At 39.5% G+C, this 19,455-nt stretch carries 20 protein-coding genes and 1 rRNA gene; 9 read left to right on the top strand and 12 right to left on the bottom strand.

Annotated elements, in window-relative coordinates; genetic code table 11:
- Positions 1-10 precede the first annotated feature (10 nt).
- Genes hisS through HYV86_04785 form a run of 3 tightly spaced genes read left to right on the top strand, consistent with a single transcriptional unit; the run spans position 11 to position 2,182 of the window.
- Positions 11-1,294, top strand: a complete 1,284-nt coding sequence (gene hisS, locus HYV86_04795; GenBank protein ID MBI2573151.1) for a histidine--tRNA ligase — start codon at positions 11-13, stop codon at positions 1,292-1,294.
- An 8-nt stretch (positions 1,295-1,302) separates the two neighbouring features.
- The gene (locus HYV86_04790; protein ID MBI2573150.1) at positions 1,303-1,482 is read left to right on the top strand and encodes a hypothetical protein; all 180 of its coding nucleotides are present in this window, start codon (positions 1,303-1,305) and stop codon (positions 1,480-1,482) included.
- A 58-nt stretch (positions 1,483-1,540) separates the two neighbouring features.
- Positions 1,541-2,182: a DedA family protein gene (locus HYV86_04785; GenBank protein MBI2573149.1), complete on the top strand. Its 642-nt coding sequence runs from the start codon at positions 1,541-1,543 to the stop codon at positions 2,180-2,182.
- Between the two features lie 35 nt (positions 2,183-2,217).
- Here HYV86_04785 and HYV86_04780 read toward each other — a convergent pair whose 3' ends face one another.
- From HYV86_04780 to HYV86_04750, 7 genes are all read right to left on the bottom strand, one after another.
- Positions 2,218-4,467, bottom strand: a complete 2,250-nt coding sequence (locus tag HYV86_04780) for a U32 family peptidase (protein ID MBI2573148.1) — start codon at positions 4,465-4,467, stop codon at positions 2,218-2,220.
- A gap of 48 nt (positions 4,468-4,515) precedes the next feature.
- Entirely contained in the window at positions 4,516-5,427 is a 912-nt protein-coding gene (locus tag HYV86_04775) for a type II methionyl aminopeptidase (protein MBI2573147.1), read from the bottom strand.
- A 160-nt stretch (positions 5,428-5,587) separates the two neighbouring features.
- Positions 5,588-6,574 carry a bifunctional phosphoglucose/phosphomannose isomerase gene (locus tag HYV86_04770; GenBank protein ID MBI2573146.1) on the bottom strand — a complete coding sequence of 329 codons (987 nt, stop codon included), beginning with the start codon at positions 6,572-6,574 and terminating at the stop codon, positions 5,588-5,590.
- A 48-nt stretch (positions 6,575-6,622) separates the two neighbouring features.
- The gene (locus HYV86_04765) at positions 6,623-7,393 is read right to left on the bottom strand and encodes an inositol-phosphate phosphatase (GenBank protein ID MBI2573145.1); all 771 of its coding nucleotides are present in this window, start codon (positions 7,391-7,393) and stop codon (positions 6,623-6,625) included.
- 2 nt (positions 7,394-7,395) lie between these two features.
- Positions 7,396-8,769, bottom strand: coding sequence for a phosphomannomutase/phosphoglucomutase (locus HYV86_04760; GenBank protein ID MBI2573144.1), 1,374 nt, complete (start codon positions 8,767-8,769; stop codon positions 7,396-7,398).
- Between the two features lie 236 nt (positions 8,770-9,005).
- Positions 9,006-9,707 (bottom strand): nucleotidyltransferase family protein, encoded by a 702-nt coding sequence (locus HYV86_04755; GenBank protein ID MBI2573143.1) that lies wholly within the window; start codon positions 9,705-9,707, stop codon positions 9,006-9,008.
- 55 nt (positions 9,708-9,762) lie between these two features.
- Positions 9,763-10,086 (bottom strand): hypothetical protein, encoded by a 324-nt coding sequence (locus HYV86_04750; GenBank protein ID MBI2573142.1) that lies wholly within the window; start codon positions 10,084-10,086, stop codon positions 9,763-9,765.
- 101 nt (positions 10,087-10,187) lie between these two features.
- On the opposite strand from HYV86_04750, the gene HYV86_04745 reads away from it, so the two are divergent.
- From HYV86_04745 to HYV86_04720, 6 genes are all read left to right on the top strand, one after another.
- A complete protein-coding gene (locus HYV86_04745) occupies positions 10,188-10,544 on the top strand; it encodes a DUF4870 domain-containing protein (protein MBI2573141.1) in 357 nt (118 codons plus the stop codon).
- Positions 10,545-10,591: 47 nt separating this feature from the next.
- Positions 10,592-10,705 (top strand): 5S ribosomal RNA (rrf, locus tag HYV86_04740).
- A 110-nt stretch (positions 10,706-10,815) separates the two neighbouring features.
- Complete coding sequence (locus HYV86_04735; protein MBI2573140.1) at positions 10,816-12,843, top strand: nucleotide sugar dehydrogenase; 2,028 nt, start codon at positions 10,816-10,818, stop codon at positions 12,841-12,843.
- Between the two features lie 43 nt (positions 12,844-12,886).
- Positions 12,887-13,969, top strand: a complete 1,083-nt coding sequence (locus HYV86_04730) for a GDP-mannose 4,6-dehydratase (GenBank protein ID MBI2573139.1) — start codon at positions 12,887-12,889, stop codon at positions 13,967-13,969.
- 39 nt (positions 13,970-14,008) lie between these two features.
- A complete protein-coding gene (locus tag HYV86_04725; protein MBI2573138.1) occupies positions 14,009-14,683 on the top strand; it encodes a class I SAM-dependent methyltransferase in 675 nt (224 codons plus the stop codon).
- A 57-nt stretch (positions 14,684-14,740) separates the two neighbouring features.
- Entirely contained in the window at positions 14,741-15,247 is a 507-nt protein-coding gene (locus HYV86_04720) for a GNAT family N-acetyltransferase (protein ID MBI2573137.1), read from the top strand.
- Between the two features lie 12 nt (positions 15,248-15,259).
- Here HYV86_04720 and HYV86_04715 read toward each other — a convergent pair whose 3' ends face one another.
- The 5 genes from HYV86_04715 to cysC form a co-directional block, all read right to left on the bottom strand.
- Positions 15,260-16,312 (bottom strand): DUF354 domain-containing protein, encoded by a 1,053-nt coding sequence (locus HYV86_04715; GenBank protein ID MBI2573136.1) that lies wholly within the window; start codon positions 16,310-16,312, stop codon positions 15,260-15,262.
- Positions 16,309-17,268 carry a flippase-like domain-containing protein gene (locus tag HYV86_04710; GenBank protein ID MBI2573135.1) on the bottom strand — a complete coding sequence of 320 codons (960 nt, stop codon included), beginning with the start codon at positions 17,266-17,268 and terminating at the stop codon, positions 16,309-16,311. Before HYV86_04710 ends, HYV86_04715 begins: the two co-directional genes overlap by 4 nt.
- 45 nt (positions 17,269-17,313) lie before the next feature.
- Positions 17,314-18,474 (bottom strand): hypothetical protein, encoded by a 1,161-nt coding sequence (locus HYV86_04705; protein ID MBI2573134.1) that lies wholly within the window; start codon positions 18,472-18,474, stop codon positions 17,314-17,316.
- 63 nt (positions 18,475-18,537) lie between these two features.
- Positions 18,538-18,897, bottom strand: coding sequence for a hypothetical protein (locus tag HYV86_04700; GenBank protein MBI2573133.1), 360 nt, complete (start codon positions 18,895-18,897; stop codon positions 18,538-18,540).
- A complete protein-coding gene (gene cysC / locus HYV86_04695; protein ID MBI2573132.1) occupies positions 18,894-19,412 on the bottom strand; it encodes an adenylyl-sulfate kinase in 519 nt (172 codons plus the stop codon). The genes HYV86_04700 and cysC overlap by 4 nt, the downstream gene beginning before the upstream one ends.
- Positions 19,413-19,455: the final 43 nt, after the last annotated feature.

Raw genomic sequence — 19,455 nt, 5'->3', positions numbered from 1 at the left:
TAACTATACCATGGATATGCAACTTGCTAAAGGCGTGCGCGATGTGGCGCCGGCTGAAAAAATTGTGAAAAATAAAGTACTCGAATCTATGCAGCGAATCTTTGAACTCTATGGTTTTATGCCACTTGAGACGCCAATAATGGAACGGTTTGAAACATTAGCGGCGAAAGGGGGAGCAGAAGAAGGAAGCGATTGTTTGAAGGAGACGTTTCAACTTACGGATCAGGGGAGTCGGAAATTAGGATTACGATTTGAATTGACAACTTCATTAGCACGGTATGTGGCGATGGACCCAACATTAAAATTGCCATTTAAGCGATATGAAATGGGTCCAGTATTTCGTGATGGACCAATCAAATTAGGTCGCTATCGGGAATTTTGGCAATGTGATATTGATACGATAGGTTCAAGTTCAATGCTTGCCGATGCCGAGATTGTGGCAATGGTCAAAGCGTTCTTTGATGTATGGGGGCTGGATATTGTTCTTAAAATCAACAATCGTAAACTGCTTAATGGGATATTAGAACAAGCTGGTATTAAAGATGTTAAAGAAGCATTAATTTCTATTGACAAATTAGATAAGATTGGTGTCAAAGGTGTGAGTGATGAACTTATTGGGCGTGGTTACACCAAAAAACAAGTTGAAGGGTTGTTTATATTTTTGAAACCTGGTTTGACTCTTGATGAGATTGCACCACTTATAACAAGTGCTGAAGGTAAGCAAGGTCTTGCTGAGCTTCAGGAAGTATTTGGCTATCTTGATGATTTGAAGATCGATTGCTATCAACTTGATATCTCGCTTGCGCGCGGGCAAGCATATTACACAGGCACTCTTTTTGAGCCGTATCTTGTTGATCCAAAAGAAGGCGAACCAAAATGTTCTCTTGCTGGCGGCGGTCGCTATGATAATATGATTGGTAAGTTTGCCGGCGGCGGTCGTATCATTCCTGCAGTGGGTATCTCATTTGGTATTGAGCCGATTATGGATGTGCTGCGTAGTCGGGGGAAAGTAGGTAATATTACTTTGACAAAAGTGTATGTGGTACCGATTAATACTGCCCAAGCATCATTTGGTATTGTACAGGAGTTGCGTAATGCAGGTGTTGCTGCTGATATTGCTCTGGGTAAGAAAGGTGTAAGTAAGCACTTTGAGTACGCCAATGCGTTGGGAATTCCCTATGTGGTAATTGTTGGTGAAGATGAGCTGAAGCAGAAGAAAGTAATGTTGCGTAACATGACAGACGGAACCGAGCAGCTGTTGGCTCTTAAGGACGTTGTTAAGAAGTTGAAATAAAGGCTACTATGAAACCAATTGTCTTGAAGGGAATCGGTATTTTTTTTATGATTTTAGTTTTGGCAGCGATGGTGCTATTTGCGCTAGGTAGAATTCCAGTTTTAACGTTTTGGATTGTATTGATATTGTGCGGATTGGTGGCGTTTGTTGGGCTGCCATGGTTGAAAAAACGGTTGGTTCAAGAATAAGACGTAAGAGAGACTTTTTTCCTCTACCTTTATTAAGTTCTTTTGTACTTTAGGAAAGATGGGTACTCTTAGCACGTTTCTTGATATTGCTTTACATATTGACAAATATCTTGGCGCGATTATTTCCCAGTATGGTGGCTGGACGTATGGGTTGCTCTTTTTAATTATCTTTGCTGAGACGGGATTTGTTTTTACTCCATTTTTACCGGGTGATTCGTTATTGTTTGCTGTTGGTGCGTTTGCAGCACAAGACTATTTGAACATCTTTTGGATCTTCTTGTTACTTGCTTTGGCAGCTATCCTAGGTGATAGTGTGAATTATTGGATGGGTCGGCACATTGGTGAAAAGCTGTTGGCTAAGAGTAGGTTCATTAAACCAGGATATATGGAGAGAACAAAGTTATTTTATGAAAAGCATGGTAAGAAAACGATTATCCTTGCTCGGTTTATTCCAGTCGTACGTACATTTGCACCATTCGTGGCGGGTATTGGAAAGATGGAATATTTAACATTTATTTTGTATAATATCCTTGGGGGAATTATTTGGGTAGGGTTATTTGTGTGGGGTGGTTATTTCTTTGGTAATATTCCAATTGTTCAAGAACACTTCGGGGCATTCATTATTGGGATCATTCTGTTGTCGTTTATACCCCTAATTGTGGAAGTGGTAAAACATTATAAGAATAAAAAGAAGGAATAGTTTTATGAATGGTGTAATTACGCAATAAACAGGTTCTACATTACTCCTTTCAATAAATTTCCCACAGTTGTCGGGCCTTTAAATTTGTCTGTCTTGGGTCTCTTGCCGTCTAAAAATTGTTTGTAGATGGAGGTAATTTCGAAGACGTCATGGTTGAGATCGAGGAAGAGTTGGGTGATGCCTGCGTTGAGAATCTCTGGGGTGTATTGCAAGATGCCAATTTCTTTAGAATATAACATTTCGGTGGCATGAGAGCCAGTGTGGCGTAAGGCAAATGAATAATTTTTGTGATCGGTGAGTTTACGTTCTGACATTTCTTCACGAAAGGTCATGACAACAGGAAAGCCGTGGGTGAAGTAGAGGAGTTTATCTTTTTGTGAGAAAGCGGCGAGTTCATCTTTATTTAATTCGATGGAGGCAATGGCAGGTATGTTATAGAATGAAAGTTGATTATCATTAAAGATGTTCATTTGGTATCCTAAGATTTTTTTGCCTTTGAAGGCAGAATTGAGGAAGGCATAGTTATTGACCAAAAGGCCGTCGTACTTGAGTGTCGCGAGACGTTTCTGGATCTCTTCTACATCTTCATTGGTTGCGACCATTGGTGTGACAAGATAGAATTGTGCTTTTCCTTTGCAGAGTGCTGATGCTTTAGCTGCATCTGGGGCATACACGTCGTAATAAATATATTCTGCTCCGGCTCGCAGAGCTTGTTCGACGTCGCTACAATTATAGACTCGCACATGGAGTACTTTGGTTGTTGATGCGTTTTTTGGGAATACGAGTGGTTCAACTTTGATAAGGGGGCGTTGGGGTGGCGCGAGTTGAGTAAGCATATGTTCATCAAGTTGCTTGCGCAAGTTGGTCAGAATACTTTTAGGGATAAATGAGGTATCAGTTGTGACATCGATGTGTTCTAATTCAAAAATACTGCTTTCGTATTTGCGCATCTCTGTTTCTAATTCTTCTTTGGTAAGGGGATGTTTAAGTGCTTTAGTCGCTTTGATCGTTTGTTGAGGGTGAATTATTTTATTTTGAATTTTAATAGTTATTTCTGGTTCTTGGTCTTGTTTGATTTTCATTGAAATAGAGAACGGAATTTTATGAACTGGTCCACGCAGATCTTCGCCTTCGTGTTTGAATGTGAGGAATACTTTCGCGCCGTTGATAAAACCAAGTAAATTAAGACGAATAACATCTCCCTTTTGCGCGTTAGCTATTTGTGTTGATCCCCGATATATCTCTCTGACAAAATCACCACTGTTTTCCCCATCTTTGACGAACGCGATGCCATCATGAACTTTTATATCTTCTAGTAATCGTAGATTGTTATTGATGATGGTTCCGATATAAATCCCTCTTTTTGTAGGAATAAGGGGATCAATGATGCTTTTTTCGTTATTGAAGTATCCTGTGGTAAATTCACGGTTAAATGTTAATTTAAGATCGGTGATGGTTTTCTCTGTGATGGGTTCAAGTGTTTTCTTTTTGAGGGCATCGAGTTGCTTGCGATAATATCGTGTGGTTGTAGCAACGTATTCTGCCGGTTTCATGCGTCCTTCAATCTTGAGGGTGTGGATACCACTATTAGCAAGATCTTTGACAGATTTGATGAGACAGAGATCTTTTGCTGAGATAAGATAATTATTCCCGTTGTAGGGTTTGCGACAGGCACTGGCGCAGAGTCCTCGGTTACCAGAGCGTTTGCCGATTAAAGATGAGATGAGGCATTGACCGGAATAAGAGCTACAAAGATGTCCATGCACAAATGTTTCAAGTGGAACTGTGGTGTGGTCATGGATGTTTTTGATTTGTTCTTTGGTGAGTTCTCGCGCTAATACGACCACATCTGTATATGGTTCCCAGAATTGGACGGAAGGTGTGTTCATGATCGTGGCTTGTGTTGAGGCATGAACTTTGAGTTGTGGAAAGTGTTTTTTGATGATGGGGGCAAATGTAAGATCTTGCAAAATAACGGCATCTGCGCCAGCTTGGTAGATCGTGCTTAGTTGATTGAGAAAGGGAGTTATCTCATTATTTTTGATGAGGGTATTAAGTGTGATATAGACTTCGACATGATGAATGTGGGCGTATTGAATTGCTTTGATGAGTTCTTCTTTACCAAAATTTCCTGCGAGACGTCGCGCGTTGAAGAGTTTAGTTCCTAGATAGACAGCGTCAGCACCATTTTGTACAGCAGCGATTAATGTGTCCCAGCCGCCTACGGGTGAGAGAAGTTTTGGGATAGGGTTGGTTTGTGAGGTCTGAATTGGAGAGGTATGCATGTAGGGTCTTGAGAATATGGGTAGTTTAAGAAGATTTCTGGATATTTTTTACCATTCATCTTCTTCGTGTCGAGTATACACGGTCGTTTTCTTGCCAACAATCATGGAATGTTCAAACTGGCTGACCATGCCTCCCGAAATTTCCGCTAAAGGGGGATAGGCAGTGATGGTTTTTGTTTGCAATAAATCACGAATACCAAAAGCGGCTGCACCTTTGCCATATTTACGACTGATCCAGCGTGTGGTGAATGGTAAACTGTTGCGATCTTTCATGTCGTCAATAATTTTTCGGGCATTGGGAGAACGAGCAGCGGCATTTTTTTTCATCATGAAAATTGTCGCTTGACCTTTTTCTTTGATTAAGCCATCACCTGGGGTGACGAATGGTTCAATGGCAATTTGCCACCCTTCTTGTAATACTGTTTTTTCTTTGTTATTAAAACTGGGAATAGAAACACCACCATGAACTTGATATTGATTCAAAGTATGGCCACACAAATTGCGTACGGTAGTGAAACCCAATGCTTGCGCTTCAGACATTTGCGCTTCACCAAGCTCACCTAATGTTCTTCCTGGTTCTACGAGTTTGACGGCTGATCTGAGAGCATTTTGCGCTGCTTTAATGAGATCTGTATGTTCTTTGCTTTTACCTACTTCAATTGTCATGGCGTTGTCAGCAATGTAGCCATCAACGTGCGTGCCGATATCTACTTTAATGAGTTGGCCTTCTTGTGAAACAGATGTATCATCTTCAAGAGGGCAGAAATGAGCTGCAGTGTCGTTGACTGCCATTTGCGCCCAAGCGATTCCGGCGCCTAATTCTTCAATACGTTTTTCACAGTAATCCATGACTTCTAGGTAGGAAGTGCCTGGTTTTTGGAGTTTGAGTGCACCTTCTCTGCGGACTTGGGCAGCAACTTTGCCGGCTTTGAGTATCTTTTGGATGGTTTGATCGTCCATGGCGTTGATGAGAGTAGGGTGGTTTAAAAGATTATTGGGTGGGGATAAGTTATAATTTTATTTTTTCTAGCAGACGTATGATCGGTTTGTTTAGTTTAAGCATGAGTATTTAGCTGAAGGATGGGTACAGTTTGTACATACCCTTTTAATCATTCAAGAATTACATCTCTAACATTTTCTTGAAGTCTTCAACCATTTCCACCGGTTCTGGATTAATCCCATATTCTTGGGCGAGATAATATGTGACGTAGTCGATGAAGTAGTAGGCGTTGATGATTTCAGCGAAGGTGCTGTTGCCTTGCATGGGGATGATTTTTCCAGTGAGATTTTTTTCTTTCATTAATTTCAGGAAGATGTCCATACGTTGATAATTACGGGAATTGGTGAATTTTGATTTGAAGATGATGAAGTATGGTTTCATGAGTAATTTGGTAAAACCGACCATTTCGTTGTGGTTGAGTTCGGGGAAATAGTTGTGAAAGGATTGGATTTTTGAATTTTCATTAAATTTTATTTTGGCAACTCTACCCAGAGAGGTATTATTCTCTGTTGTGTAGATGATGGGAACAAGGTCAATTAATTCTTTTGCGAGGTGTTGTGCGGCAGCTTCATCAAGATGAGTGTTAAGTTCGTTGGCGATAGTGAGAAGTTCCTGTTCTTTGTTGGAAATGATGTTGCAATTTTCGAGTACTTTGATCAGTGCGCCAATAAAATATCCCGTTGAGAGGCGTGGTTGTGTTCCGGTTGGAAAAATAATATAGGGGGTGTTGTGTTTTTGTGCGTGTTCTCTGAGTTTTCCTCCGGATGTGAGAATGAGATGGGGATAGTGATGTTGCTTGATGAGATTAAGTGCAGAGAGTGTTTCTTCTGTATTTCCGGAATGAGAACACACTATGAATAATGTGTTGTTATCAACGCCGGCGGGGAGTCCATATGAACGCCATGGTTCGATTTTTACTTTATTGGTTGGATCACTGTTGAGGTAGTCGTTAAGTAATTCTGCATAGAATGAGCTGCCACCCATACCACACAAAACGATGCGGTTAAAGTTGCCAGCAAGTTTGACGTGAGTTGCTAACTGTATACCTATCTTAAATTGTTCATGGAACTGCTTTATATCGTTGTAATATTTTTGGTTGATCATCATAAACCCTATTTTTTTGTGAGGTTATAAAAGATAATTTTCTTTTTTCTCTTATTGGAAAAATTTTTGAACTTCGTTTTGTAATACTGCGTTGGTTGCAATTGCAGAGGTTGTCTTTCTGGTGATAGGATTCCCTTTAATATCTGTTACTTTTCCTCCTGCTTCTTGAATAATGCACACGAATGGAGCCACGTCCCAAATCTTGAATTCTGGTTCAACAACGATATCGACTTTTCCTTGCGCAAGGAGATGATAATTGTATATATCTCCAAAAGCACGATCTCGATTGGTGTGCGCAATAATGTTATTAAGATTTTCAAGAATGCCAGTATTGAGAAAATGTTTTGCTCCTCCATGACATAACGTGGCACTGGTTAGATTTGCAATAGTACTTACCTGCACTTTTTTACCATTGAGAAATGCACCTTTGCCTTTTTGCGCATAGAGACATTCATGTAATGCAGGAGCAAGTGAGACGCCTAGAATGATCTCTTCGTCTTTCATGAGAGCTATAAGAATCCCAAAGATGGGAATCCCTCGAGTGAAATTCTTCGTTCCATCAATGGGATCGATGATCCAAGTGTATTGTGCTTCTTGATTATGCTCTCCCTCTTCTTCGCCAAGAAAGCCATGATCGGGAAATGCGGCGTGTATTGTTTCTTTAATGATTCTTTCCGACTCGCGATCGGCGATGGTGACTGGCGTGTTATCATGCTTTGTTTCAATTGCAAGAGTAGGGTGTTCATAATATTGTAAAACTACTTTTTCTGCTTTTTTTGCAGCATCCAATGCTACGTGAAGGCATTTTGTTTCGAAGTCCATGGTTAATGATCTGCGAGTGTACCTCCAATGAGATTTTTGAGTTCTGCTAATTTTGCATCAACTAAATCTTTCTGTGTTGCCTCGATATTAAGACGTAATAATGGCTGGGTGTTTGAGCCTCGTACACTGCAACGCCAATCTTGATAGGCAATATCAACTCCATCAGTGTAATCAATAGTCGCGTCATGGTACTTTGTCTCTAATGCTTTGAGTATTTCTGGTTGATTTTGAACGATAAAATTAATTTCTCCACTAATGAAATATTGTGTAAAGAAGGGATCGACGGCTTTGCTTAGTGTTCCATATTCTTCAATTATTTTGAGAACATGAAGGATTGTGAGCATGGTACTTTCGGCGTAGTTGTTTTGTTTGTAGAAAATATGTCCGCTGCATTCGGCGCTAAAGAGTGATTCAACACGGCGCATGGCATCTTTGATTAAAGTATGTCCCACTTTTACTTTATGGGCTGTGGCGCGATGTGCTGCAATAACTTTTCTGGTTGCTTTATAATAACGTGGATCATGGACAATGTGTTCTTGATGTGGGTTTGGTGATTGTTTAAGCATGTGGTTTGTGAGCAGCGCGGCAAGATAATATCCTGGGATGTAGCGTCCTTTTTCATCGATAAAAAAGACTCGGTCGCTATCTCCATCAAGACAGACTCCCAAATCTGCTTTTTGTTCCTTAACTCTTTGCTGACAATCTAACGTGTTTTTTTCTTGAGAGGGGTCTGCGAGATGATTGGGAAAACTTCCATCTAATGTCCAACATTGGTGAATGATGTTTAGATTTAAAGAGGAAATTGTGTTGTCTACTAAAACTGATCCTACTCCATTGCCTGCGTCAATAACAAGGTTATACCTTTTTGAGAAAGAGGTTTTAGAAGCAAGAGAAAAAACATGGCGTTTATAGCCTTCCCATGCATCATATTTCGTGAGTGAGCCGTGCTTAATTTCATTAGAGATAATTGGTTGCGATGCTGCAATATCACGTACTCGATCAAGACCGCTGTTTAAACCGACACATACAGCGTTGGGAAGAACAACTTTGATGCCATTATCTTTTCCTTCATTATGTGATGCTGTGATCATTAATGCGAGATCAACATTAGGCACATATGAACTCACATAGTAGACTAACTCTGTTGCGCAGAGTCCTAGATCAATTACATTGATTCCACGTTCACGAAATGCGTTGGTTAATTGCTTGAATATTTCTGGACTGGAGAAACGCATGTCGTAACCGATAGCAACATTTTTCGGTTTGAAGTGTGTGGCGAAGGCGTGAGCAAGATGATATACTCCTTCACTATCCCACTCTTTATTCCATTCACCACGAATATCGTAGGCTTTAAAGATTGATGGTTTGAGGATCATGGTTGTTGACTCTTTTTTGTGGTATTGATTCAGTTGAGTAGCATCTCTCGGACTTTTTGCTATTTTCTTGCAGCAACGGTCACGCCCCGCAGGGGGCACAAGAAATGAAGCAACAACTTCATTTCTGTGCAGAAATACGATGTTCCTCGTATTTCTTGCAACCCCCTGACCTCTTCTCTAATTTTCTTACTTAAGCCTCGCCCTTGTGATGCTACTCAAGTAAAATGAACTCTCTCCTAATTAGGTACGAAATTATTTGCTGCATTCGTATATTTCTCTAAAGTGTCGGTGGGATACCATTGCCCTTGGTGATGGAATGCATAAACTTCTCCACTGGGCGCAACTTTTTCAAAGCAATCTCGTTCGATAGAGGATTTTCCTTTTGGTAAAATAGAAAGAACTGATGGTTCGATGATATATGCGCCGGCGTTGTTGAGATTTGTTGGTGCTTCTTCGCGTTTTGGTTTTTCGATGAATTGGACAAGACGTTCGCCTTCTAATTTAGCAATACCATATTGAGTTACGTCTTCTACTGGATAAAGTGCGATGGTAATTTTTGCGTTGTTTTTGTTATGTAGGTTGATCATTTCTTTGTAGTTGAAATCACCGAGATTATCTCCATTAAGAACAATGAATGGTTTGGTGATGTGTTCTGCTGCTTTTTGAATCGCACCGCCTGTTCCCAATGGTTCTTCTTCAATGCAATATGAAATGTTAACTCCAAGGTGTTTTCCATCTTTGAAATGCTCTTGAATTTGCTCCGCTTTATATCCAATGGAGAGAATGATATTGTTGACGCTGTGTTTTTTGAGATTATTGACAATATGTTCAACAATGGCTTTGCCATAAATGGGAAGAAGCGGTTTTGGTGTTGCGTCGGTTAATGGGCGTAGACGAGTTCCTAAACCACCTGCGAGAATAATAGCTGTATCAACCACGGTTTGTTTTGGGTAGAGATGGTTTTAAAAGGTTGTGGAAGAAGAGATCTTGGGGCTAGGCAAGAGCTCTTAAGAGAATTGTTTCTAATTCTGTTTTAATTTTCCTTGAATTTTTCCCATTTGTTAGTATTATTACTTCTCCTCGTACTTCAAGTGCAGCGATGACTTCCATGAGCTTTAGTGTTAATTTTTCTGCAAATTCTTCATGGTTTTTTGCACTAAACTCCTCTTTATTTTTTCTGAGAACTGACATTATTGAAGCTTTTGGTTTAGCTTTAACTTTGTGTTGATCTAGCCAGTAACCAATTCCTATTTCTGCATCGATGTACTTTTTTTCTGCTGACTTATTAAGACCAAAAATGAATTCTGCAATTCTCATACTTAATTTGATCTTTTTCTCATTTAAAATACTTTGGTGCACCTGCGGAGTAGCAGAATGGGGAAGGTAACATTAATAAGTGTGAAAATTATTTCTTCTTTATGGCACATGAACACCGTACTCCTATTGCTGCATTATCATATGTTTTGATTGGAATTATTTGGTATTTTGTCGATGAAGAGGCCAAGAAGGACCAATTTGTGCGATTCCATGTGCATCAAGGTGTTGTGTTTTTGATTGCTGCGGTTGTCTGGGGTATTCTCTTGCAAATTGTGCTAGGCGTATTAGGTCTTGTTTTTGGTTGGATTTTTGGGATTGGCGCATTAATTTTGCTTCTCGTTGGTTTGCTGAGCTATGTTCCTCTCATTTTCTTGATTATTGGTATTATTAACGTCTTGAACGGCAAAGAAAGAGAGCTGCCATTGATCGGGCATTGGGCAAGAAGATTTAGGTTCTAGGGTCTTTTTTACAGAAATCTTTATAAATAAGTGGCTGGTCTAGCATTTTGGACGGCCAGAGGAGCAGGGTTCCACCGGATCCCGTTTCGATCTCCGAAGTTAAGACTGCATCCGTATCGGGTTGTACTGCATTACGTGGGAACCCCGGTAAGCTGTCCTCCTTTTTTCTTAGGTGATTATTTTGTTTACGAAAAAAATTGATTTCATTTCTTCTTAATGAGTAAATCCGTTTTGCATAATCCTTTTAAATGCAAATTAAGATGTTTCTTCTATGAACGCAATCATTCTCGCTGCAGGGTATGCTACTCGTCTAGGTGCACTTACTGCCAATACTGCCAAGCCACTCTTACCTGTGGCAGGAAAACCAATTATTGAACATATTGTTGAAAAGATCCTGATATGTCCCAAGGTTGATACCATTACTGTTGTGACAAATGATCGTTTCTATGGTGACTTTGTTTCTTGGGCAGCAGGTTTTGGTAATAAGCATATTCAAATCTGTAATGATGGTACTAATACTGTTCAAAATCGACTTGGTCCCATTGGCGATATGGCATTTGTCGTTGAAAAGAATAAATTGGATGATGATTTACTTATTGTGGGAGGAGATAACCTCTTTGATGAAGATCTACGCGATTTTATCACATTTTTTGAGCAACATGGTTCGTCAATTATGTTGCATGATGTTAAATCTCTTGATGTAGCACGTCAATTAGGAATTGTGACACTTGATGATCAATTTCGTATCGTAAAATTTGAAGAAAAACCGCAGCACCCTACCTCTACTCTTGCATCAACTTTAATTTATGCAATTCGACGTCAAGATGTTTTGTACATTCACAAAGCACTTGCCGAAGGGTTTGCGGATCGTTCTGGTGATTTTGTCAAATATCTCTCGGAACGCGTGCCCGTTTTTGGTAAGCATCTTACGGGTTCTTGGTTTGATATTGGTAGTGCTGAACAACTTGAACAAGCTAGTCGCAAAGTCATGAACAATAATATCACTGTTTTTGGTACTGGCTATGTTGGATTAGTTACTGGTGCAAGTTTAGCGGCAATGGGTCATAAAGTGTTATGTTATGATATTGATGCAAATAAAATTCAACGTATTGAACTCGACGAGATTCCATTCTACGAACCGGGATTAAAAGATTTAGTTCATAAAGGAAGAGAAAAAGGTACTCTGCGTTTCACAACTGATCTTATTGAGGCAGTTTCGTTTGGCGGTGTTATCTTTAATTGTGTTGGTACTCCAAGTAAAGACGATGGTGGGGCTGATTTGCAATATGTTTTTGCAGTTGCACGTAATGTGGCACAGCATGCCCAGGGGTACAAAGTTTTGATCAATAAGAGTACCGTTCCTCCAGGAACGGCGGCAGCATGTATGTCACTAATTCGCGGCGTTAATCCTGCTGCTCAAGTTGATGTGGTATCAAATCCTGAGTTTCTTAAAGAAGGAAGTGCAGTTCATGACTTTTCTCATCCAGATAAAATTGTCATTGGTACGCCAAGCATTAAAGCAGCACAAATTGTTCGACGCGTCTACATGGGTCGTGTACGTGCATACATTCCCGTCATTGAAACAGACTGGGCAACAGCGGAGATGATCAAGTACGCAAATAATTCATTTCTTGCAACCAAAATTAGCTTCATTAATGAGATTGCTAATATCTGTGATCGTACTGGTGCCGATGTGAAGCTCGTTGCGCAAGCGATGGGACTCGATTATCGAATTAGTCCTAAGTTTCTTAATCCTGGTGTAGGGTATGGTGGAAGTTGTTTTCCAAAGGATGTAAAAGCATTAGCGTATACTGCACGACAAAAAAATCTCGATCCAGTTTTGCTTGATGCTGTTCATACTCTTAACGAGAACCAAAAACATGTTCTTATTGCGAAAGTTGTAGAACGGTTTGGTAAATCACTTGAAGGGCACACTTTTAGTGTTTGGGGATTGTCGTTTAAACCTAAAACCAGCGATATGCGTGATGCACCATCGTTAGTCATCATTGATGATCTATTATCATTGGGTGCTCGGGTTGTAGTTTATGATCCTATAGCAATGCATGAAACAAAGATGATTATGGGTGATAAGATAGTTTATGCTCACTCTGCTGAAGATTGTGTCATCGGAAGTAGTGGTATTCTGCTTGTTACCGAATGGGATGAATTCTGGACGATGCGTTTTGATGAAATTGGCAAAAAGATGAAACACCAAGTGCTCTTTGATGGACGTAATATTTATGAGCCAGAATTAGTGCGTGAGGATGGTTTTGAGTATTATGGTATCGGAAGAAAATGAATATAATAATGAATTTAATTAGATTCTTTAGAGGATTTACTTTATGAATATTCTTATTACTGGTGCAGCAGGATTTATTGGCAGTCACTTGGCTCGCGCATTGATTCGTCGAGGTCATAATGTAATTGGCATTGATAATTTTAATTTCTACTACGACCGACGTTGTAAAGAGTGGAATGTTAATCTGACCGATTTGTGCGCTAAACATGAACCGCGTTTTCCTATTACGGGAGAAAGTAAAGAGTTAAACGAAGTTTCATTTTTGTTAGAGAGTTATGATGTGGTAGATTTACTTAAACGTGGTTCGTTTACATTTTACGAAGGAGATATTACTAATCCAGCATTTATTGAAACTGTTTTTTCTTTGCAGCAATTCGATGTTGTGATTCATCTTGCAGCAATGGCAGGAGTTCCCTATTCCTCTAAGATGCCGGCGTTGTATACGGCAGTAAATATTGATGGGACTTCACTTTTACTTGAGGCAGTTAGGCGACATCGCGTTGCTAAATTTGTTTTTGGATCGTCATCTTCAGTCTATGGAAATCGAGAACGAGAGCAGGTAGATGAAAAAGATGCGTTAACTCCTGTTTCAGTGTATGGAGCAACAAAAGTTGCCGGAGAAATGTTGTGTCGAAGTTATGCTTTAACTTTTGGTATTCAGACGGTGATCATTCGCATTTTTGGACCAATCTATGGTCCGTTACAGCGTCCACATGGCATGGTGCAACAGCGTCTAATTAATTATGCTTTTAATAATAAAGAGTTTCAAGTGTATGGTCGCAATGGATTAGATACAGCTAAAGATTCAACCTACATTGATGATGAAGTAGATGGATTTTTACGTGCGATAGAGTATCATGGTCCATTTGATGTGTTTAATATTGGTACAGCGCATCCTCATCCACTGCGTGATTGGATTTCTATCGTGCAAGAGATCTGCGGAAAGACAATTGCCGTGCGTAGTGTGGATAAAGATGAAACAGATGTGATTGCTAATGCTAACATTACCAAAGCTCAACGGTTGTTAGGATATGCACCACGTTTTAATCCCCGCGAGGGAATTCGACGGCAAATAGAAGTGTTTAAGATGATGCCAAAGTGGTATCAAGAGTTGAAAGAAGTATAAAGTAGTGAAGTTTAAATAAAACTATGGTGAGTGATATTCGTGGCAAAACAAGAACTCGTTACAACATGGGAAAAATGGACTGGTCTTACTGAATATACTAAAGATTATCATATTACAAAGAAGCGTAAAAAACTATTCTTGGAATTTTTGAAAACGCAGCCAAAAGGTGCGCGCGTTTTAGATATCGGCTGTTATGTTGGTGATGTGGTTAATGAATTTCATTCTCTTGGGTTTGATGCGTATGGTGTTGATATTGTTGCAGAAAGTATTGCACAAGCCAAGAAAAATTATCCTTACTCTACATTCAAAGTTGCTGATCTAAACGAAGGCGTACTACCTTTTGAAGATGGTTTTTTTGATGTCATTTGGGCGGGCGATATTATCGAACATATTTACAATACGATTAATCTTTTTTCACAGTTTAATAGGGTGTTAAAGAAGGGTGGTTATTTGGTATGTTCAACCCCTTACCATGGAAAGTTGAAGCTGATTGCTGTGGCGTTAGTGGATGCAAAACGCCATTTCCATCCTGAACATCCTCACGTTCGCTATTATACTGATAAAAGTTTACGAGCAATTTTAGAGAAGTATGGATTTGATGTTGAATCTGAGAAGTATTTGGGAAGGGTACCAATGTTATCGAATAACATGTTTTTTGTGTCGAAGAAGGCAAGGGAATTGGATTGGTCGAAGGTGCCAAAGACGTTTCATTGAGACAAATAGACATAATATATTAAGAGGATTAGCAAAATAATTTATGACTTTTATACTATGATTATACGTAATGTCTTTTTTTATGAACTTGGACAGGTTGCGAACTTAGAACGGGTTATCGAAGGGGAACATGCTGCTTCTTTAGTTACATTATGCTCACGTTTTCGAATGCACCCGTCCGGTTTTTATGTTGCAAGAGAAGAGGGAAGAACAGTGGGGTATATTGAATCTTGCCGTTGGGATAGAACTGATTTTGAACGATTTGACGAGATTGAAAATTTTCCGGCTAATCATAATCCTACTAGCAAAACGTCTTATGTTATTTTTGTTGGGGTAGATCCTGCGTATCGTCGACGGGGGATAGGGTCGGCGTTAGTGAGAACTATTCAGCGAGATGCTCAAAGGGAGGGGTTAGAGGGAGTTCAATTAGTGGCCAAAAATGGTTTAGTTGATTTTTATGTTCGTCTAGGGTTTGAAGTAGTACGACCGATGCCTGATTTCTTACCGTATGTTACAGGGACATTGATGGTGTACGATGCAAAACATACCATTAAGAATTTTTAAGAAATTAATTATTTATTTTAACAAATTTAACTTGTTTTTTCCGAACTCTTCTACATGCTCAACCATCCATTTGGTCACATCTACACAATAATCTAGCATCTTCTGTCGCTTAGGGTCGAATTCTTTACGAATAGACTCGCTACTGTGTCTGGCAAATTCTAATGCTTTTGCTAATGCTTCTTGCTGGTTGGTATAGTTGTAGACTAAGCCGAAAAGTTTCTCTTGTTCGTTGGTATAACCGCGTTTGGTGTTGGCAAGATAAATTGAAGGAACTCCTAAACAGGCAGCATCAGATGCGACACTGGCACTTTCTCCAATGTAGAGATGTGCAAAGGCGACGACGTCGCTAAGATGATGTGGTGGTATGGGAAGGACGTATTTTTCAAGTTCAGCGGGTAGCTTGAGGCTCTTTTCAGCACTGATCACTACTTTGCCGTATTTTGAAAGTTTTTCTACAAATGCAGTTTTATCGGCAAAGCCTTTAGCACCTACGTCGTGACTGGATTGCCAGGAAACAAAGCGGAGAAGGAAATATTTCTCTTTTGGATCAAGACCAAGAGATTTGATATGGTTAGGATTTGGAGTAAAATAATTTGGATGAAGATAGGCTAATTCATGGTATCCATGATAAGTGATGTGATGTTTTGGGACTTTTTGTTCGTAAGAAGTGGAAGTGATGTATTCATCGCAGAGACGGTACACAAAGCTGTTGGTGAGTCCAGCGGTTTCGTTGTTATAGAAAACAAGGACGGGAATTTTGTTGAGTGATCCTACTATGGAGATAGATGGACCCATGACGCCTAGAAGCAAATCTGGTTTCTCTTGTTTAACAATTTGGTTTAATTTTTTGGTGCGGTGGAGAAGTTCAAGACCAAGATTAAGAAAACCTTTTTTGAGGGTGCTAAGGGATGTATACTTAATGTGATAGGAATCAAGAAGATTTGTGGCTACGTCTTTTTCTCGTGCGGTGACAACGATAGTATGTCCACGTTTTTCCATCTCTTTGATGAAGTGGTGGAAAAAATTTACGTGTGCAGGATGAAGTATATCAATAAGTAGTTTCATGGTGTTTCACTTAATGGAATTTTTGGTTGTTGATGTTCAGGTGGTTTAATGAGCAGTGCGGTGATGAAACCAAACGAGTATTGGATAAAAAGACCAATGAAATAACGAGCTGCGGTAATATATGGGCTTATGCCTGCTGCGGTAAAGACATAAATTCCTACTGCTTGTTTAATTCCTAATCCATTGACGGTGAGAGGAACAAACGTACTTAACGTCTCGATTCCTCCCACTAATACAAGGGTGATGAATGGGACATCTGTTCGCAGAGCAAGAAACATGAATTTAGCGCTTAACGCGATTACGAATATACGGATAAGCGTGATTCCTATGTTGATAAATGTGATTCTTCGATGTTCTTTGAGATAGGAAAAGAGTGTTGCACTGAATCCATCAAAATGGTATGCATATTTGCGCAGAATCCATTTTTTGATGAATCGTCGAACTGCAGGTATAAGTAAAAAGCACAACACTGCTGCTGCGGCAAGAACATACGCAAAGATGGTGAGGATATTTTCTCCTCCAAGAATGGTGTAGAATGCAATGAGTCCGATGACTAATGAACAGGCAATGGTGGTAAGTTTATCTGTAAGGACTGCTGCCATGCCTCGACCAAGATTGATATCTTCTTTTTCCAAAAAATAGGTGATGGAAAATTCACCTAGTCGTCCAGGAAGAATTAAAGAGGTGATGCGACTGAGTAAAAAGTATTTGAGGAATGGTTTTTTTTCAAGTTTTTTAAGCGGAATGAGGACGAGATAGACATTTACGGCTGCGATGGCAATAGAAAGAATGAATGTGATATACGCTAGAATAAAGAACAGAGGGTCTGTTGTGGTAAGGATGTTGCTTAAATGGTCTAAACCCATTTTGTAAAACAAAAGGAAAAGAACTAAAGGTCCCGCGATATATTTGAGGATACGAAAAAAATACTTGTAGCCTTTATCGATAAATTCCATTGATTTTGGGTCAATTGTACCCTTTAAAATGGTTGTGGAGCAATATTAATAATCTCCGCTTAGAAAGAAATCAATGCTAGACCTGGCTTTTTCATCTTTTATGGTATTTTCTACTACATCATTGTTGGTGTATTTAAAACGAAAAAATGGTTGTAATGTTGGTGCGATTTCTAATCCAACATCTGTAAGCACAGCGACACCGTTTACGTTTCTTTCTTCATCGATATTTATGGCTACAAAAGGGTTACACCAAACAGGTCCTGTCGTAAGATCAAAAACACCAATTCCTATCCTGGTTTGATCTACCTTACTTTTCCCACTAAAGTCGACATCGTCTCCTATAGTTAATTGGATGTTAGTTCCCTGAATTTTGAGCAGGGTATTGGTTTCAAGGTAATTACCATTTACTGTAGGATAAAGACTAAACAGCGGTGGAGTTATTCTAGTGATACCAACATCTATTCCTAATGGTTGATGTGATCGATCGCCAGTTATCACATAATTTGCAAGGGTCACAACACTCTCAATAGTTCGTAGTGAGGCAATTGTCGTTAAAGCTACTTGAGTGGTATATTGTTCTGGTCTAAGATTAATTTTTCTTTCATGAAGATGATCAATATGAAATTGAGGATCAAGTTTTTCTCCTTCATGCTTTGTAAGGGGTGATATTCTATCTCGAGTATGAAGTGCTGTTGGCACATAGATAATATCTAATTGGCTAAAAAGGAAAAAAACACTATCTCCTATATTCCATTGTTCACGTTTGTTGATGTATAACTCATGAGCATTTACTTCATCTTGAACTAGTCCTGCTATTTGCATTTGATGGTAATCTTTATCATTGGGACAATTAGCTTTATAGCGGGCATTATGTGCGACATTCCAAAGCCCTTTAAGATCTTGTAGCGCAAACCCGCCTGACACATCACAATGCTTTTGTGCTTGTGCAACGTGAGCCATTTCGTGAGATGTAATCTCTGACCACATTGATGTAAATGCTTGATAACCAACTAAAGCCACACGACCTGTCAAGAAGTTGTCTGTGCCTAAAGCTCCTAATTCAAGATTAAGTCGATAACTTAATTCATTAGTTGTTCTAAATAGGGCGCTGTTAGCCTCATAGTTGCTAAACTGGTCACCTACGCGAAGAGAGTAATGTGTGCTTGGTGGGGCTGCTAATGCTGCAATAAGCAGAGGGGCGATCATAGTTGGAAGAATCAGAATCTATTTTAAAAATGTTATCACTGATTAGGGGCATCTCAAATAAAGCTAATTACGAACGTAAAGTGATCCTTCAAGATACCAACGTTTCGTATTAAATGATACTTTAGGTGGAGTTCTCTCTATTGTAAAAGGAAGTTGAGGTGGATCAATGCAGTGGTAAGATACTGGTCCTTTGAGATCGAGATGAAAAAGACCACGAGCAGCAGTTTGAGGGTCGCATACTCTACCTATTGCTCTTGTGATCGATGCGTAGTGAGGAACACGAGGATAATGCGTCCATTCTTGAGGCGAAATACGATCTTCAACTACCCATACTAAATCAGTTAATTCTTCTCCTATGGCGAGAATGTGAGGGGTCCACCCTTGGCTTTCTAAGTACGATTTTGTTTGTAGTTCTTGGGTCATGGGTTGAAATAGGTTAGGATGATTTGCATTGCTTGCTCAATTGTGTTTTCTTTGGTTTTGATATGAATCTCTGGATGCGATGGTGGTTGGTAAGGGTTTTCTTTGGCAACACCAATAAAATTTTTGATTTCACCTTTTAGAGCTTTTTGATAATGACCTTTAACGTCTCGTTTGATGCATTCTTCTAATGGTGTGTCAATGAATACTTCAATGAAATCAGGTTCAAGCAATGCTCTTGCTTTGTTACGGTCTTCTCTGAATGGGGAGATGATAGGAACGATGATAAAGTCGTACTCTTTTGCGTTATCTTTTGCTAGTTGTGCAATAAGGCGATTGTTTTCATGGATATCATCTGGTGTAAAACCTAGATTTTTGTGGAGAGTTTCTCTTACAACGTCGCCATCAAGGGTGAGAACACGTCTATTTTGGTTTTTGAGATGTTCTTCTAGTTTAGTGGCGATGGTGGTTTTTCCACTGCCGGAGAGACCAGTGAACCAGAGGATTTTTGCAGTCATGTTTTGGTATTATGTAAAAAAATATAAAAAATGATGAGGGGGA

It is taken from the genome of Candidatus Woesearchaeota archaeon (genome assembly GCA_016188115.1).
Taxonomy (GTDB): domain Archaea; phylum Nanobdellota; class Nanobdellia; order Woesearchaeales; family GW2011-AR9; genus JACPIK01.
The sequence above is the reverse complement of the archived record's forward strand: the minus strand, read 5'-3'. Positions and strand labels throughout refer to the sequence as shown.